At 42.8% G+C, this 17,179-nt stretch carries 19 protein-coding genes and 1 pseudogene; 9 read left to right on the forward strand and 11 right to left on the reverse strand.

Going from position 1 to position 17,179, the window contains the following annotated elements; all coding sequences use genetic code 11:
* Window positions 1-17: 17 nt before the first annotated feature.
* The 3 genes from HMPREF1222_RS09185 to HMPREF1222_RS12790 all read left to right on the forward strand — a co-directional run bounded on the left by HMPREF1222_RS09185 (window position 18) and on the right by HMPREF1222_RS12790 (window position 5,500).
* Entirely contained in the window at window positions 18-887 is an 870-nt protein-coding gene (locus tag HMPREF1222_RS09185) for a hypothetical protein (protein WP_006188603.1), read from the forward strand.
* A gap of 44 nt (window positions 888-931) precedes the next feature.
* Window positions 932-5,080, forward strand: a complete 4,149-nt coding sequence (locus tag HMPREF1222_RS09190; protein WP_016519154.1) for an InlB B-repeat-containing protein — start codon at window positions 932-934, stop codon at window positions 5,078-5,080.
* 246 nt (window positions 5,081-5,326) lie between these two features.
* Window positions 5,327-5,500, forward strand: a complete 174-nt coding sequence (locus tag HMPREF1222_RS12790) for a hypothetical protein (RefSeq protein ID WP_016519155.1) — start codon at window positions 5,327-5,329, stop codon at window positions 5,498-5,500.
* Between the two features lie 27 nt (window positions 5,501-5,527).
* On the opposite strand, the gene HMPREF1222_RS13175 is transcribed toward HMPREF1222_RS12790, so the two are convergent.
* The 4 genes from HMPREF1222_RS13175 to HMPREF1222_RS09210 all read right to left on the reverse strand — a co-directional run bounded on the left by HMPREF1222_RS13175 (window position 5,528) and on the right by HMPREF1222_RS09210 (window position 7,474).
* Complete coding sequence (locus HMPREF1222_RS13175; protein WP_244870143.1) at window positions 5,528-5,764, reverse strand: hypothetical protein; 237 nt, start codon at window positions 5,762-5,764, stop codon at window positions 5,528-5,530.
* A complete protein-coding gene (locus tag HMPREF1222_RS12800; protein WP_155997626.1) occupies window positions 5,736-6,236 on the reverse strand; it encodes an IS3 family transposase in 501 nt (166 codons plus the stop codon). The genes HMPREF1222_RS13175 and HMPREF1222_RS12800 overlap by 29 nt, the downstream gene beginning before the upstream one ends.
* Window positions 6,237-6,298: 62 nt before the next feature.
* Window positions 6,299-6,571 carry a transposase gene (locus HMPREF1222_RS09205; RefSeq protein ID WP_016519158.1) on the reverse strand — a complete coding sequence of 91 codons (273 nt, stop codon included), beginning with the start codon at window positions 6,569-6,571 and terminating at the stop codon, window positions 6,299-6,301.
* 189 nt (window positions 6,572-6,760) lie between these two features.
* Window positions 6,761-7,474, reverse strand: coding sequence for a DUF4852 domain-containing protein (locus tag HMPREF1222_RS09210; RefSeq protein ID WP_016519159.1), 714 nt, complete (start codon window positions 7,472-7,474; stop codon window positions 6,761-6,763).
* Between the two features lie 477 nt (window positions 7,475-7,951).
* Here HMPREF1222_RS09210 and HMPREF1222_RS13180 point away from each other — a divergent pair, with 477 nt between their 5' ends.
* The 4 genes from HMPREF1222_RS13180 to HMPREF1222_RS09220 are packed head-to-tail and all read left to right on the forward strand — an operon-like array spanning window position 7,952 to window position 9,070.
* Window positions 7,952-8,239, forward strand: coding sequence for a hypothetical protein (locus HMPREF1222_RS13180; protein WP_016519161.1), 288 nt, complete (start codon window positions 7,952-7,954; stop codon window positions 8,237-8,239).
* Between the two features lie 17 nt (window positions 8,240-8,256).
* Window positions 8,257-8,526: a hypothetical protein gene (locus HMPREF1222_RS13330; protein ID WP_342302569.1), complete on the forward strand. Its 270-nt coding sequence runs from the start codon at window positions 8,257-8,259 to the stop codon at window positions 8,524-8,526.
* Window positions 8,436-8,825 carry a hypothetical protein gene (locus tag HMPREF1222_RS13185; RefSeq protein WP_016519162.1) on the forward strand — a complete coding sequence of 130 codons (390 nt, stop codon included), beginning with the start codon at window positions 8,436-8,438 and terminating at the stop codon, window positions 8,823-8,825. Before HMPREF1222_RS13330 ends, HMPREF1222_RS13185 begins: the two co-directional genes overlap by 91 nt.
* Entirely contained in the window at window positions 8,822-9,070 is a 249-nt protein-coding gene (locus HMPREF1222_RS09220; protein WP_016519163.1) for a hypothetical protein, read from the forward strand. The genes HMPREF1222_RS13185 and HMPREF1222_RS09220 overlap by 4 nt, the downstream gene beginning before the upstream one ends.
* An 81-nt stretch (window positions 9,071-9,151) precedes the next feature.
* Here the strand turns inward: HMPREF1222_RS09220 and HMPREF1222_RS09225 are convergent, their stop codons facing one another.
* A complete protein-coding gene (locus tag HMPREF1222_RS09225) occupies window positions 9,152-10,045 on the reverse strand; it encodes a ketopantoate reductase family protein (RefSeq protein ID WP_016519164.1) in 894 nt (297 codons plus the stop codon).
* A 51-nt stretch (window positions 10,046-10,096) separates the two neighbouring features.
* On the opposite strand from HMPREF1222_RS09225, the pseudogene HMPREF1222_RS13335 reads away from it, so the two are divergent.
* A pseudogene (locus HMPREF1222_RS13335) lies at window positions 10,097-10,195 on the forward strand (NAD(P)H-dependent oxidoreductase); the annotation flags it as partial.
* Between the two features lie 171 nt (window positions 10,196-10,366).
* Here the strand turns inward: HMPREF1222_RS13335 and HMPREF1222_RS09230 are convergent.
* Genes HMPREF1222_RS09230 through HMPREF1222_RS09240 form a run of 3 tightly spaced genes read right to left on the reverse strand, consistent with a single transcriptional unit; the run spans window position 10,367 to window position 12,159 of the window.
* Entirely contained in the window at window positions 10,367-10,966 is a 600-nt protein-coding gene (locus HMPREF1222_RS09230) for a hypothetical protein (protein ID WP_016519165.1), read from the reverse strand.
* Between the two features lie 11 nt (window positions 10,967-10,977).
* Window positions 10,978-11,856: a DUF4261 domain-containing protein gene (locus HMPREF1222_RS09235; RefSeq protein WP_016519166.1), complete on the reverse strand. Its 879-nt coding sequence runs from the start codon at window positions 11,854-11,856 to the stop codon at window positions 10,978-10,980.
* 18 nt (window positions 11,857-11,874) lie between these two features.
* Window positions 11,875-12,159, reverse strand: a complete 285-nt coding sequence (locus HMPREF1222_RS09240; protein WP_016519167.1) for a hypothetical protein — start codon at window positions 12,157-12,159, stop codon at window positions 11,875-11,877.
* Window positions 12,160-12,805: 646 nt separating this feature from the next.
* On the opposite strand from HMPREF1222_RS09240, the gene HMPREF1222_RS09245 reads away from it, so the two are divergent.
* Window positions 12,806-14,329, forward strand: coding sequence for a hypothetical protein (locus HMPREF1222_RS09245; protein WP_244870144.1), 1,524 nt, complete (start codon window positions 12,806-12,808; stop codon window positions 14,327-14,329).
* A gap of 74 nt (window positions 14,330-14,403) precedes the next feature.
* Here HMPREF1222_RS09245 and HMPREF1222_RS09250 read toward each other — a convergent pair whose 3' ends face one another.
* From HMPREF1222_RS09250 to HMPREF1222_RS09260, 3 genes are all read right to left on the reverse strand, one after another.
* Entirely contained in the window at window positions 14,404-15,285 is an 882-nt protein-coding gene (locus tag HMPREF1222_RS09250) for a CPBP family intramembrane glutamic endopeptidase (protein ID WP_016519169.1), read from the reverse strand.
* 16 nt (window positions 15,286-15,301) lie between these two features.
* Window positions 15,302-15,925 (reverse strand): PadR family transcriptional regulator, encoded by a 624-nt coding sequence (locus HMPREF1222_RS09255; protein ID WP_244870145.1) that lies wholly within the window; start codon window positions 15,923-15,925, stop codon window positions 15,302-15,304.
* 237 nt (window positions 15,926-16,162) lie between these two features.
* Window positions 16,163-16,849, reverse strand: a complete 687-nt coding sequence (locus HMPREF1222_RS09260) for a zinc-binding dehydrogenase (protein WP_016519172.1) — start codon at window positions 16,847-16,849, stop codon at window positions 16,163-16,165.
* Window positions 16,850-17,179: the final 330 nt, after the last annotated feature.

Here is a 17,179-nt window from a genome sequence, read left to right on the forward strand (position 1 = left end):
AATTTAAGGAAAGAAATATGAATGTACATAAAAAAACGGTTGCGGTGGTGCTGTTAGCTGCTGCGGCTTTCCACGCTTATGCGTTTAATTCCGGTTTTACGCTTGGGTTAAAGGCGAATTTAACCGGTTCGCTGACCATGCCTAGGATAAGTGACGCCGACATGGCTTATTTAGGCGGCGATGGTATGAGCGGTTCGCTGGGGTATATTACTACGGGAGATGCGGATGTAACGTATATTTTCGATTCGGTACGCTACTTCCGGCTTCAAGATAACAGTATATTCGGCGGGTTAGGGTGGAGCTTTGCACTCGGGCTCGGACAGGGCTTTTCGGGACAGATTTCAGGGCAGTATAATGCGGGATTGAATAAAAAAATTGATGTGTTTTGCCGAGTATACATGACTCCGGTACTGACCTTTACCACAGGGGTTCGTTCATATTTTTTACGTAACCGCCTTGCATTGGGGTTTAATACCGGCATCAGAATGCCGCTTGACCCGCAGCCGACGTATGAGTTATACACCAACCTTACGCCCGGAGAATTAAGGGAGTTGAAAAACGCGACGGGCGGGCAGGTAGACTTTTCCAGTGAAACCGGGACGCTCTTGATTTCCAATGAGCAAATGAGCAAAATTAATCCTATCGGCTTTATCTTTAAAGGATATGTTGAATACAATCAGTCGTTTATTACCAACATGGAAATTGTGTTGGGTGCATTCTTATCCTATACGGTGTATAAGCCGAAATATGTAACAATGCCGCAAAAGTTGGTAAATGCGGCAAAGTATAATAATCCTAAGGTGGATATAAATACTCAACCGATCGATTCATTTTATATGAATGCATTGGATTTTGGGGTGAGTGTCGGACTGGTTTTTAAAGTATAACTTTTAAACCTTATTTATAGCGGAAAACCTTAAAGGAGGATGCCGTGTATAATAACAAAAGACATTTTTTTAGCTTTGTTGCGTTTTTGTTCATATATTTTATTATGACTGTTGTGTCTTGTAAACAGTCGATTGGAACGCCGTGGTACCCGCGGTCGGTCTCGGACGATGCTATTCCGCTGTATGTCGGCGAAATAACAGTGGCGGGCGCTCAGGTAAAGGCAGATGATGCCGCCGAAAGCTTTGCGGCGTCCTCCAGCTATACCGTTTCCGTACCTAATACCTTAACGGATATCAGTATCGCGCAGATAAAGGTAAAACTCTTTTCCGATGCAAAGCTGGAAAAGGAGTTTCCGGAAACGTCGTTTACGCTTGAAGTTGCAGGCGATTCCGTACCTTTGGTAACGGATTCGGATATTCCGGTGCTGCTGCGTATAAAACCTACAGGGGAACAGTATGCGCCGGTAGAAAAAACGCTGAAAGTAAAAAGACTTCCTAAGAGCACCGCTTATTTAGGCGGTATAATGGTTTACGGTATTGCCGTTATTCCGGCTCCCGATTTCGCTGTATCCGGTAACTATATGGTTACCGTTCCCAATGCCGTTGAAGCAGTTGCAAAGGAAAATATTGCGGCATCCCTTTTTGCCGACGAAAAACAAGAAAATGCCCTATCCGGCAGTACGGTTGCAGTAACAGGCGGGACTGTACAGCTTGCTCCCGATGTCCCCGCAGCAGTGATGATGACAATTATTCCTCCCGAACCGTACGAAACACTGCAGACTACCGTTATGGTTACCCGCGAAACAGCGCAGGCAGCGGCTTTAAGCGAATTGGTAGAAATACAAGAAATTAAGATACAGGATAAGGCTGCGCGCTTTGTGAACGGCAGCTATACGCTTACGCTGCCCAATGCAGTAAAGAAAATAGCGCAAAGCGATATTGCCGTAAGCCTTGTAACTAAGGACGAAGCTAAGACCCCCGTTCCCGAGGATACCTATAGTATACGGCTTTTAACGGGAAGTTCGGTACCGCTTGGCGCCGGAACCCCTGCCTATCTTGCGGTGGAGATTACCCTGACACAGCCTGCAGGGCAGTTTATAAAAATTGTAAAAGTTACGCGGGAAAGAAAGATAGGCGGCAATTCGGAAAATCCCGGCGATCCGTCCGTTCAGGGAGGTTCCGAAGATGAGGATGATGATATAGGCGGAGGCGGAGCGTCGAACGATGAAAATAATGACAATACGCCCGATGCGGGACCTGCGCCGATTCCTCCGTTTGACCCGAATAAGCCCGGTTCAAACCCTAAAGATGCGGGAAACCATTTTAAGTGGATTTTAAAGACAACCGAAACGGAAATTGACCCATTTGACTACTATAAGAGTGATGCTAATGGGTTTGAGGCTTCTCAATTTGACAGCTGGGTTGTTTATATCAGCGCGTTTGATAATGGCACCAATGTCGCAAGCTATACGTTTAAAGAGGGTGTATGGTCAGGTTCTCCGGAACGTTATAGAGGTCCGAATTTCGGATCTTTTCCTAAGACGACCCGGGAAGTTGATTTTTACCGCTATAAGACACGAAAAGCTCGCTGGGAGGAACACGGCGGCTATCAGCCTGACGCCGATCCTCGTGACAAACGCTTTTATTTTTATCGGTTTACCGGAAAGACTATGTCACCAAAACTCGATAATTCAATGTTTTGTGTAGACCGGTATTCTAAATTTCTCTTTTATTACAGCGATCCTCGAGATATAAACGGGCAAGGGGTGCCTTCTGAATGGCGAGATTATGCACAGCCTACTGAGGGAAAGCACAAGCACTTTGACGAACCGTTTTATATGAGCGATCCCGTCGGTTATGTAGAAGCAGACGGCACAGTCGTTATGTATGAGTGGATTAAAAGGAATATTTCTGACAATAATTATACCGCGCAAAAAAATTCCGCGTACGATAAACCTGCACAGCGGGATCCGGGTAAGCCCGGATATTCCCCTTACCGTGATAAAATAAAAGGGACGCCGAAGACGGAATGGGTGGAAAATCCCGAATACACGGTAACATCCGTAACCGTTAAGAAAGAACCCGAATCGCGGGAAGTTATCCAAGGTGCAAAGGGCTGGTTTGTACAAGCTATACCGAATGCCGTGCCGCAAGGCGAACAGCTAAGCTACCAGTGGTATGTCAACACGGTAGAATCTACGGAAGGCGGTACCCCTGTGTCCGACGGAAAAGGCGGAACCGATGCTGCGTATTATTTTTCAACCGATGCTGCAAAGGAAGTATACTATTACTGTACCATTACCAATACCAATCCTACAAACGGGAAATCGGTATCGGTACAGAGCAAGGCTGTGAAAGTTACGGTTAAGAAAGGTATGGCGGTTGTCCATATCAGCAAACCTAAAAAGGGAGGCACCTTGAGCGTTACGATGGACGGTCAGCCGATAGAGGATGGTGCCGAGATTGAGCGCGGTTCAGTTCTTACCTTAACCGCAACGCTCGAAACGGATTATGCTGTGGCAAGCTGGATTAATGCCAAACCGCGTGAGGATAACCCGCTTGTTGCCGATGCAACCGTAACGCAAAATATAACGGTTGGTGTAAAATTGAAGTCGACGGCGGCACCTCCTGCTCCCAAGATTAAGCTTTACTTTTTTTCTAACGATGAGCAGAAAGGTTCACTAAAGGCGGAGATTAACGGTACTGCTTTGGAGGGCGGTAAAACCGGTGTTGATGTGGAAAAAGGCAGTATTGTAACCTTTACCGCAATCCCCGCCTCTGAGGATTATAAGCTTAACCGCTGGAACGGTAATGTCGAAGGAACTGGAACTTCCCCCACGCTTACGGTAACGATTAAAGAGACTACAACGGTAGCCGCCGAGTTTGCATTGAAACGCTTTCCGGTAAATTATGTGTGTGAACCTGTAGAGGGCGGCACCCTTACTGTACTTGTGGGAACACTGCCCCATGAAAGCGGTACTGAAGTGGAAAAGTATAAAAACGCCACTTTTAAAGCAACCGCTCGCGATGGATATTACCTCGACCATTGGGATGGCTGGGAAGGAGCCTCCGCTGCTGGCGAAAACGCCACCGTGGAACTGAAAATAGCGGGACCAACTTCGGTAAAAGCAGTCTTTAAACGGGAATATCCCGTTACCTTTGGTTCCGATAACGAGGAGCAGGGAACTCTTACCGCGACGGTTGACGGCAAGCCCATCGAGAGCGGCGCCAAAGTTCGTGAAGGCCAAAACGTAACCTTTACTGCTACGCCGAAACCCGGCTATTATGTGAAAAACTGGGAAGGCATAACGCCTCAACCCCCAACGCCTCAACGGGATCCCATGGAAGTAACAAGATCCTTATCCACCCCTCTAAACGTTACAGCCGTTTTTGGAAAAATCATGCGCCTTACCGTAACTCCAAAAATCCTGAATGTGGATTTAGCGTCGTGGAGTACAGAAGGTAGTAGTCACCATGCTGATCCTACGTATGTCGATGGTGTGCATTTGGCTTATAAATGTTCAATAAAGGCCACAAGCAGCGAAAAATCTTCTTCGCCGCCGCAATGGAGCTATATGTTCCCACTTAAAAATAAAGACGGACTGTGGTTACAAGTACAGTCCGATCATTTTATTGAAAAAGGTCAGGCGATCAATGGAAAAGGCCAGACGGTCGATGGAAAACGTGTAGATGTAGATGAAACGTTTATCCCCTCTTCTGATTTAAAGTTAATGGTATCCAACTATTTGCTTAAAGCAAATCGCCATGATTATTGGTATGCAGAATGGACAACAGGCTTTGGTGTCTTCTATAGCACCAGAAAACCAGCCCTATATCCTTTACAAGCATTAGATGATAATAGTAGTTTTGCTTTAGGATACGATGAAACAGCCGGAGTGTGGAAGGTTGATAAAGATAAGGTAAACATAAAAAAGTCTGAAACTATTCTGCTACCTGAGGAATATAAAGGAACATCGCCGGATGAAAACCGGACAATTTCCTATAAAGGGGTTACCATTACCTATGACGAAAACTTTAGCCTTACCGCTGGAGAAGAAAAAGATTTTGTTATCACCTATACAGTGGATAATGATCCTGATCCTATTAGCCTAAAGAAAATAAGCGATGGGACGCCAACGGGAACCCGCTCAAAGGGAACCATACAGGTGATTTACACGATAGGGTGGAAATAATTATGAATTGAGGAAAAGCCGTTTTGCGTTGGAGAAATCCTGCGTGAGACGGCCTGTTTTTGTACGGGGAATTTTAATTATGAATTCTTAATTAAGAATTAGCGAAGAATTTCCGCATTTTTCAAGCCAAAAATCTCCGAAAGTCATATAAGTACTTGTAGGAGGTGTGAATGACACAAAAACCTTTTGAAGAACTAACTATTGCACATCGCTACAACTTGATACCCCTGCTATCCGTGGCAAGTTATGGAATATGAATATACCTACGAAAAACTGGACGGTAACATAGAAAAATGCTTAACCGTTATTATTGAAAAATTGAAGAAAGGACAAATGTCCGCCATGATCGGCGCAGGATTTAGCAAAAATGCAAACACTACGTATCCAAATTGGGCAGAACTCTGGAATAGTCAATATTAGTACAGTGCCTAAATACCCCAAATGTATTTAAGCAGCACTTTTTTTAGCTGCTGTTTTCCTGTATACCAGTGGAGGTAAGCCATCGGGATTTACCGTCGTTACACGCTTGGTGTTGTAATAAGCAAACGTGTATCTCCAGACGATTGTCTTGACTTCCTCCACGGTCAGTTTTGTCGTATCAAGCTGATATATCTTCCCCTTTTTCAGCGTTGCAAACCAGCTTTCCATCCGTGCATTATCCCAGCATTTCCCAACTCCACTCATACTCTGCACCGCATGCAGCTGTCCGAGCATCTTTTTGTGCCGCTTGTATACTGGCTTCCGCATAGCAGTCCAAAAGCGGCGACACATACAGTTTTCCGTCCTTGCACAGTATCTGCGTTATATCCGTTAGCAGTTTTCTCAAAGGTTCTTGTGCTCTAAAGTCTTGCTTGATGATATTCTGCGGTCTCAGAGCCTTTTTGTCGGCTTTTGTAAGACCGTCAGGGCTTCTTCTGTCTTCATGCAGCAGATTTCCTCGGGCCATCACTCGTTTTACCGTCGACAATGAACGCTTAATGCCCCGTTGTTCAAGCGCTATCTGCATACGCCTCACACCGTAGTTTTTGTTTTCTTCATCCTCTTCAAGAATCTCATGCATTTGAGCGAGCAGTTCCTGCCATGCTTTCACCTTTTTCCTGTTTCGCTTCCATTTATAAAAACCGCTTTCGCTGACCGGAAGAGTCGCGCACAACATCCGTGCTGAAAACTGCTTTTCAGCAGTACGGTGATGGATGTAAGCGAAAAGACCATCCTTTTCTATTTCTTCCGGTCTTGAACGAAAAAACCGAGTGCATCCTTGAGTATCTCATTCGCATTTCTAAGCTCGGCTATCTCTTTTTTGAGGCGGCTGTTCTCTCTTTGAATGTCAGCATTTGTACTTTTCTCTTCTTTGTTTTTCTTGACCCGCTGCTTTCTCCAGCCTGCTAATGTTCCATAGTTCACGTTAAGCTGCTCGCACGCTTTCTTCACTCCGATCTCGTCCGACAGCTTCAATGCCTCAATTTTAAAGTTCTCCTCGTACCGTTTCATTGCCCTTTCTTCTCTCTTTTTCGGCAATTTTGGCACTGTATTTTTATTGTATCACTCCAATGCGTCGGGGGTGTTAATTCGGATGATGTGTCGAACGATTTTCTGTAAGGGATAGATCGTTTGCATCTCTTTGATAACAAAAATTCGCCTTATGAATTTATTTTAGACAGATGGTATTTTAATTTACTTTTATTTTACCATGAGTTCTCCGATTTTCTCTACATTGTATGAATTTGATGTATCATAAACTTCAACTTTTTCAATTATTCCAACGACAGGCAAATAATCATTTGATAACGCTATATTCGCAAATGATTTATATTCCTCAGAATCGAATTCTGCAATTTTAAAAGTAACTTGCAATGAAACCTGTCTATTTACATTGCCATATGTATTTTTTCTTGTCTGTAAAAATTTTTTTGCCTCTACTTTTGGCATCGCAATGAAATTATATTTCTCAAATCTATCAAGTTTTAATGCAATTCTTTTATCTAAAATTGAATCAGAATCAAGTGATGCCCAGTTATTAAAATGATCATACGGGAAAAAAATTTTCTCACTAATAGAAACAGGGAAACCTTCATTTGTAAAATCATAATTTTCAAGCTTAACATCTGTCATCACTATATAAGAAACATCCATATCTACACTATGTATTTTTTCTTTTAATGATTGTTTAATCTTTGTAAACTGTTCATCCCATTCAAATTCATCATTTTTATATTTTCTATAAGTCAGATTTTCGAAAGATTTTGCATAATTAAGTTCGTCTTTTGGCGTAAGAACTGTTTGACTGCCTTTTAAGTAAATATAAAATGCAGTATCTCGATCTAACCGTACTATTTGTGCAAACGACACACCTACTATTAAAAATGTTACAACTAGTGCTGTAATTTTCTTCATAAAACCCCTCCTAGATTTTATTTTTTTACGAGAATAAATCCGAATACTCTCCGTATCGCTAATAATGAAAATATTACCCCTTCTCTATTTTTATTATACTACATAACGGGCAAATTTTCAATCTAGCACGGTGCATCAGGTAAAAATCTAACCCAAAATAGAAGCCCAAAGGAAGGGCACAATGGGGTTAGACATGAAAACAAAAAAGAAATTGAGCGAAGAAACGGCCAAACGGTATTGTACGGCAGCAAAGAAACAAAAGACGAAAATAATCGATGAGTTCATCGCAACAACCGGTTACAACCGAAAGTATGCCATTCACGTTCTGAAAAACACTGCATACGTAAAAGTCACGCACTTTAACAATGTTGCAAGACAAGCGTACAGGTTATTACAAAGACACGCAAAAAGCGCACGTATAAAAAATATTACGGGGCCGACGTACAAGATCACGTCATCCGGCTGCGGATTTTTTTGATGTATCTGTGTGCAAAACGTCTTGTGCCGTTCATTCGGGATAATATCGATTACTTTGCTCAAAAATGTGGCTATGATGAAAAACTGAAAGCAAAACTCGCCCGCATATCAAGCGCGACAGTCGGCAGGATTCTCAAGCCGGAAATCCCAAAACATTCCATCCGCGGTATTTCAACAACACGGCCTGCAAAGAATCTTAATAAGCTCATTCCCATCCGTACCTTTTTCGATTGGGATAAACGTAAGTCGTTTTTTTTGAGGTTGACACCGTCGCCAACTGCGGCATAAGTACCCAAGGACAGTATATTTACACGCTTACCCTTACCGATGTTCATTCAAGCTGGACAGAAACAAGAGCCCTTTTAAACAAAGCTCATCGTTGGGTAAAAGAAGCAATAGAAGATGTGAAAGAGAAACTCCCCTTTCAGATGAAAGGTATTGATAGCGACAACGGAAGTGAGTTCAAAAATACACAGCTGCTGCAATGGTGTGTAATGAGGTTATCTTCACTCGGAGCAGATCATATAAAAAGAATGATAATTGTTTTGTTGAACAGAAAAATGACAGTGTGGTAAGACGCATCGTCGGTTACTATCGCTTTGAGGGAGAAGCTGCCCGCATGGTCATGGCTGACCTTTATGAACAGTACAATACACTGGCCAATTTCTTTTTTCCCTCAATGAAGATCATTGCAAAAAAACGGATAGACGCAAAGGTCATAAAGAAATATGATACGGCTAAGACGCCGTATTGCAGGCTGATGGAAAGCTCTGATGTAAGCGAGGCGGTAAAAGCTGAGCTGTGCCGCAGGAAGAACAACTTGGATTTACAACAGCTGCTTGAAACAACACAATGCTTGCAGAATTGCGAATGATAAAAGTTGAATCTGTAACTGGCAATGATAAGCTAAAGCATGATGAATCCAGCCTCAGGCTTTATAGAGACTACTCAAAACTCTTAGGATTCTATCATTATCCCAAAACCAGCGTTCTCGATAAAATAATAATAGGTCCAAAGGTTGAACAAAAAGAAACCCTCAAGGAATATTTATTACATCATTTAGATAAGGCAGGAATGGGATTTGTTACCGTTGAAATTTCAAAGGCCCCTTTAGCGTAACAACAAGCAGGAAAAAAGCCGGAAGAATAACAGGTATTCATCACACAATTACTGCCTAATAATACATTTAGAAATGACAAATTAGTCAAGCTTGTTTGCAGTGTGCGCTTCAAGATACCGATATAATTGTACATGCAGCCGATTCATTTCATCGGGAGCTTTCATTGAGTGCCGGTACATAAACATATATCCGAAACGGCTCTTAAAAATAAATGTAAAAATGAGCTGCAGCATCAGAATTGGCAGTAGTCTTAAAAGGTGCATTTTCGGCGGTGAAAGTTTTATGCCGGAACAGTACAGCGTTTGAAGGTTCTTTTTGATTTGCCGTACAGTTTCATACATAATGTTCGATTCTTTCCAAACCGTTTCCGGATTTTTTGCTTTATAATACGCATCGGCAATCGGAACAACCATCGCCAGATGACAGAGCTGCCAGCAGTGCATATCTTTTACAATCCCATGCGGTATGTTCGATGCGGTAAAAAGAGCGGCAAGTTTTTTCAAGCGTTCGGATTTATTCCCATTGATTTCGGCAAAGGTCGTAACTTGAATAATACGCGGCGTAAAGTCCGCATTAAGGATGCCGTTTTCATAACTGCCGCCCGCACCCGGAAATGCCGGTATAATACGTCCTGTTCCGCAAATACGTTCCCAATTACCGTACGGTTCAAGCGTGTTGACCATTGTAACAATATTCGGACTGATATTGTGCTTCAACTCTTGTAACGCCGTATGTACTTGATTTTCCTTTACCGTTAGAAAAATAAAATCATACCAGTCATCTTTTTCCAATGCACCGATAACGGTAACATTTGATCTATGAATTTTGCCGTTTTTCTCATACTGTAGACCGAGGGTTTGCAGTGCTTCAAGCCTTTCCCCTCGTGCATACACCGTGGTGGTATATCCTGCTTCAGCAAACGCAGCGGCATACAAACTGCCGATTACACCTGCACCGTAGATTAAGAGTTTCATTTTACTACCTGTCCCAGAGTATAGAACATTTTTATCTTTGATGATATGCTCATAGACAGCAACGCGGGATATAGCGAAGCTGCACGGCAAGAGGTAGAGCAGAGCGCAAAGGACTATTTAGCTTGGTTGGATGCACTGAGGCAAACATAAGGCATAATCGAAAGAGAAGAACATTTGGATTATTGCATATTCTTTTGCTTTTTTCAGCAAGGCTCTCGTCGTAACAAAGGGTATTAAAGCAAAAACGACAACACCGTTCTTTATCGGGCACGGGGAAAAGTGCAAGGATTGCCTTTTCGGATTCAGCTATACTTTATATATTTAAAGTCCCTTTAAGTAACAATTGAAATAATCTTTTTCTCTATAGATTTTTGCACCCGAAAAATTTTTTAATCCGGTCTTTCGGTAATTTTGTATTTTTCCGCTATTATCTATGTAGCTGTGATTTATCACTTCAGCAATATCTGAAAAATTATAATTTTCGGGAAGATCAAAAAAGGAGAATGAAAAGGCAGTACCGAAATTAAAATAATTTCCGTCACGCATTTTCACAACAAACCCCGTCCAGCTCATTAACGTTTCGCCTCTTATTTGATTTAATATTTCTATCGGAAAAGAATATCGGCTTCTTTCTATTCTTACTATTTTTTTAGAGTCTATGATATTATGTTCTATACAAAAATGACTTACGATTTGCCTGTAAGAATTCTCCTCATTATTGAGAAAAATTTTATTTTCTTTTTCTTCTTTGAATCTTCTTATCGCTAAATCTATATATGTATCCGCACATGAAAATTTTACGCATGGAATAATCACATTGTCTCTTAAAACTACAGACGCTTGATATATACATCCATATATATCATCCACTATCGGTTCGATATTCATTTTTAAAAATGTAATTATTTCTTTTTCAGTCATATTCGACTTCTTTATTCATACTGTCTGTTGCCCGCAGCATAGGCGCCGGTATCTATATCAAGGACCTCACGTACAGGCTGAATAAGCGATTCTTCGTAGCGGCATATCCATCGTTCAGGCTGTGCTGAACCATCCGGTATGCCGTCGATCGTGTCGCCGGTTTCTATGGGGTTATCATTTATTAAAAGATACAACGCGGTGTTGTATGCATGATTTACCATCAGGTTCGGATCAAGTCCGTGAAAATGATATTGTAAGTCGGGTAAGAACAACAAGCTCATACCGAGCGTATCGACAAGCATATCTTCGCCGCCTTGAATAGTAAAAAAGCGGACGTTCACGGCAAATTGAATAAAACGATTTTCACGGGGAAGCGTATGGTTGCGGATAGTTTCTGCGGTAAAAAGTTTCCCCGAATTTTCAAAATAAACGGCAGTACAGTCAGGAAAAAGCTCGACCAGCGCCTCTGTAAAATCCATATCGAGTTCTGCACGCTCCGATGCGGGAAGCGCCGCCGCCAGCATATCGGTACCGATAAGTGCATACCGGCATTCGGACAAAATGGCATCTTTATCGTCTCCGCAGTCCCACATCTGGCTTTTGGTAAAATCGTCAATGGTGTTTCCATCGAAGGCGGCGGGAGCAATCATCAGCATAGGCGGATACGCCCCAGCCTTAAATTCCGCCCGATACCGTGTGGCGGCAAACTGCGCTACAGCGGTGTCCGAATCATACGAAAAACATTCGGCATCTCCCAAGCGCTTTTGCATCACCGCTTCCATCTGCTCCCGCGCCCGCATTGTTACCGGCGCTTTAAACAAGAGCTTTACAATAAAAATGCCGCCGACTTTTTCTTCTTTGGTTAAATCCTGTTGAAAAATCTTATCCATATTTCACCTACCCTTCTATTATTTATACAGCGCAATTTCATACAGCGCAATTTCTTTTTCTATAATCTCCTGCTTTATGGATTTTATCAGTGTTTTTACATTCGTCTTGCAATCGTAAACAAAATACGATTGTACCGTTCCGTCATATTCTGAAAACAAGATTTCTTCGCCGCCGAGAAAGCGGAACGTAATTATGGAAGACGCAATCTCTTTCACATGCGTACCGTCGTAATCCAGAAAAACAAAAACAAACACCAGCACAAAATCTGCTTTTTTGATAAACTCAAAAATCTTCGTTTTCATTTTTTCTCCGCAATCATTTTACCAATTTTCTTTGAGATTATTGTAGTTTGTATTTTCTCAAATCTAGTACATAACCGATTTAACCAAAATAAAAAGTATTAGATTCCTTTGATTACGGCAAGCTCGATTATCAAAAAAAATACTGATAACAGTTTTTGATTTTAGCACATACCGCCTCATTTCTCAATGATGATGCACGGTATTTTAACCGATCTTACATAAACCGTTTATTCACCGCGGATTGATACGATAAAATAGATACCAGCACGAGGGTTTTAATTGAAATGGCAGCATTCCTATGATATAATCAATTTATAAAAGAAATCGAACACGTCCGTTCAACGGATAGCTTACTGAGCAGCTTGGAGATAAAATGAAAAAATCACTTTTAATCATAGCACTTCTGTTCGCCTCATTCGCGGCATTTACTGACGATGGCGGCTCATACAAGCCGGAGGACTGGACTTACGGGAACATCTATGTCAAGGAGCCGAACGACAAAATCGCGCTGGAGCGAGAGCTTCTGGTTGTAGAGCATACGGCTATCGGTGAATATGACAGAGAGAGCGACACGTTTCATAAAACCAGCGGGCGCGAAGTAACCGCACGCTTTGATTTTCTGAACACCACACGGGAGCGCGTCACCGTGCCGTGTGCATTCCCTGTGGTGGTAAAGACACAAGTCAGCGTAAAAAAAGATGGTACTGTTTCCGCCGAAGTGCCTGTAGGAAATGGCTACATGGCGAACGAGACGGTGATAGCTATTGCGTTCGGAAAAAGCGGTATCGAGGGCACTGCAAAGGAGGCACTTCTCTCGCTCGACAAAAAACTTCGTACCATTTCGGCAAAAGACTACCTCGCAGAGCTTTCACGCACGGAGCGTTTCGATTCAGTCATGAGACCGTGCTCCATAGAGCAGGATGGGAACAGTGTTCCGATCCTGACAGTGGGAATCGAAACAACGGTGGAAAAGGACGAAGAAGGTACGAACTACATTTCGGAAGATAACTGGCATGATGTGAAAGAACTCTACACACTCACGCTCGTGCTTCACTTCTATCATGAGCTGCACTTTCCGCCGGCGGCACGGTCAAAACTTTCGGTCAAATATGACATCGATTCGGTAAAGAAAAGTTACCGTGGGGACACCTATGCGCTGACCTACGACATCTCCACAGGAGGCACATGGAAAGGGGCGATGAAAAGCTTTGTGGTGCTTTCCGACGGCACAATGACTGCGCACGGCTCTCAGGCAAATTTCGAAGAAACGGAATTCGGAGAGCTTTCGATAAATGGGGTGGACTTTAATCTGTATACAGTAGAGAACTACAAACCTCAGAAAGGCGAATCTCTCGTGTTCAAAACCAAAACGCCGTACCGCGACGGTCCTTCCATAGTCTGGGAACGGCAAGAAGGTGCGCAGACATTCGTCAAGGAAGTCCGCTCGTCTTCCGCCTACAAAGGTTCCTACAAAATCGCAGGAGATGGCAAACATACCAACATCTCCTATCAAAACGAAGACACTTACCTTCGCACATCAGGTTATGGTGTGGAAACTTCGTTCGATGGAATCCTTTTCAACGGCTGGGTCGAAGGGAGTGCAGGTGACGGGATCGGCGAATGGATTGAGTTTACACTAACAAAAGCCGCGCTTGGTCCTTTCGCCTCAAACGGACTCGCCCGATTCGCGGGGAGACTATACAGCGATTATGGCTCAGGCGACTCGGATTTTACCGTCTTCACGAAATCGGGCTATGCGGGGGCTACATGGCAAGAGAACAACCGCGTAAAGTCGATGATGCTCACTTCCTCCGCGCTTCAAAAGCCGATTGCGCTCGAACTTGCAGACATCTTCCCCGCCACTATGAACGATTTTTCATACCAACGGATAGCGCTGAACGCCGTGAAAAACCCGCTCATCCTTCCGAAAGGCAATTACCGCATGACTGTTCGAGGCGTGTACAAGGGCGAAAAATACGACGACACCGCTATCGGCGAGGTGTGGTTTCTGCCGCTCTCCGCCGCCGCAGAAAGAATCCTTACTGCTGACTGTAATAACGATGGCTTTTACACCGCCCCAATCACAGACATTGTGCAAACTCATGTTGCACACTATATTTCGCGGCTGGCAGCAATACAGCAGGACGAAGAGGTACTGCGGGGGAAATAAGATAAGTACAGTACGATAATTGCACTATCATCGGTAAGAAATTTATACTTACTTTTTCAAGTTTATATTCATATCTATCTCTGTGTCTCTGTCTCTTGATTTTCTGTTTTTCTGCGGATATTTCTCAGCCAAAATCCTATACCAAGATACATGAACATAGATAGCACTCCGGCAGATAAAGAGAAAACAAGCGCTGTTTGCGAGTGGATAACTACCGCACCCGATAGCAACAAAGGATTGATGTAGGCATCTTCCATTGTGTGCATAATAACCGCAGGCCATACACTTTTGGTGATTCTAAACATTTCAACATACATCACAATCCAACTCAGACAAACCAGAAATCCCCAAACAAAAAAGAAGGATCTGCTTATCGGGAATCCCATGTAGTCGTTTATTTCCTTTTGAGTAAGAAAGTACAAAACATACGGTAAATGCCACATCCACCAAATAATACCGCTCACAATATAGAGTGTGCAATCTTTCAGTTTTAGTTTTAAGAGCTGATTTGTCAAATACGCACGCCATAAAGATTCTTCAAAAAAGTTTTTAATAAACTGAATGATTATTTGGCTGCCAAGAGTAGTCAATAAAACAGCACCATTCATCTTACCAAGACTTATACCGTTAAAGAGTAAGCCGGTCAATATTATCAACGTTGCTACTACCGGATATATTAAAAATGAAACAAGATACATTGTTCGATGTTTTTTTATGTTTAGATGATAACCGTGTTCCTTCCATGTATCACCGCAAAATGACCGTAAAATAATCACTAAAAATAAGGGACTGATAAGCCATATTCCCATTCCTGCCGTACCGGTATCGCCCATACCTGCATTCGTATAATCGGCATGTCCCGTCATCCTGTCGATAAAATATCCTACAAAGCCTATTACTGATATAAAGACAATAAATATCAAAAGATTTCTTTTTATTGTACGTGTATTTTCCATTAGATCATCTCCTATCTTAAAATAAACCTGCATTTATTTTCTTTTGCAATTCTTTGAACCATTTAATATGAAACCGTACTAAATCCGCCCCATGTTGTGCTGTCAACATTTCGTACTTATGTATGTCGGAAAAACTTTGGGCGATATTTTCGCTTTTTCCCGCGCGCAACAACGCTGCGGTATAATCAGGATTATCGGCATAGTAATCAAGCAATTCTTTTTTGTTTGCTTCAATATCCTTGTTTACTTCCAGTATGTGTTTTAGATACGTAAGTTCGCTTTCCAAATTTTTTATGACAGCGGCAATGAGTTCAACGCGTTTATCGTTCGGTAAGATACCCATAAACAAAAGCTTCCCGAGTTCGGTATTTTTTCCTTGCGACATATCCATCGGGTTTTGCAGCCACAGTAAAAATTCCTTCCTGCCGTTTTCTTTTATACGGTAATATTTTTTTTCCACATTCTTTTCTTTTACGGCAGTGCACGTAATAAGTCCGTTTGACAGTAGGTTTTTCAGAGCTGCTTGAATGCTCCCCATACTATCGCTGCACATAGAGCTGAAATTTTCAGCGATCATCGCTTTTAATTGATACACCGTCATTTCCTTTAACATCAGTAAGCCAAGCAAAAAATATTTCATATACTTCATCTTCCCCGTCATAGCATTACTATTAGATATATCTAATAGTAATAGTTTGAATAATAAATGTCAATAGACGAAATAGTAACTTTGTTTTTCCTAAAGTTGAATACTATTGAATTGAATTATTCACAGCAAGAATTGATTGATTTCGGTTTGCACTCCATATACAGCAAGAGAAAGGTTTCTGAGGCAACAAGGGAGCTATCAGAGGACTTTTCTCATGCATCACGCGCCTTACAGCTCCACGACGATTTTCCCGTTTACCTTACCGCCGTCGCATGCTGCGCAGGCTTGGGCAATATCGCGGAACGCAAAGTGTGCTCCGATAAGCGGCTGTAGGGTATGCTCGGTTAAAAAGCTGAAAATTGAATCGATGCCGGCTTGCGTAGGAAAATTGCTGTGAAAGCCGGTAAGATACACACCGCTCGGAATTTCTTGGATGGGGGCGAAATGCTCAAGTGTGAACACACCGCCGAGTACGCCCGTATTGCACACAATGCCGCCCGCCGCCATGCACCACAGCGTATCACGTAATGTTTTGCAGCCAACCAGTTCCAGCGCTTTGGTAAAGCGGGCATTATATGTTTCAGATAAATTGTCGGTATCTAAGATGCATTCATCGGCACCAGCCGCTTTCAGTAGGTTCAGTTTGCTTTCACGGTGTGTTGTGGCGACAACGCGGCAGCCGATCGCTTTTGCAATCTGCATAGCAGCATAACCGAGAGCGCAGGTGCCGCCCCGGACAAGCAGCGTGTCGTCTTTTTGTAAACGCAGGCATTGGAACAGAGAACCCCATGCGGTAAAATAGGTTTCGGGAACGGCGGCAATGTCAGCCCATGTCATATCGGACTGTATTGCAAAAACGTGGTGAGCAGGCAGCAGGGCGTATTCGGCATAGCTGCCATTGAAGCTGCGTCCCATGCCACAACGTCAAAAATGTACATCCTTGTACATTTTTGCCTTGCGAGTTTTTTGTGGAACAAAAAATAGCGCTGTACTGACAGGATGTCAGTGGTTCCATGCAGTATCGAGTTTTTCTCAAGGAAAAACTCGAAGCAACCAAATGTACATGGATGTATATTTGGTTGCGATGGCATCCATGCCGCTTCTGAAAATGTATATCCTTATACAGAACTGCATATTTCGTAATGATCGTATTGTAGCCACTCATATCGGGAAACGTACCGCGCAGTTCGGGGCGGGCATTCGTTCTTCCCTCCTCCGCGGCGATATCCGTACACTGCTTGTAGT

Source organism: Treponema vincentii F0403, from assembly GCF_000412995.1.
Taxonomy (GTDB): Bacteria; Spirochaetota; Spirochaetia; order Treponematales; family Treponemataceae; genus Treponema; species Treponema vincentii.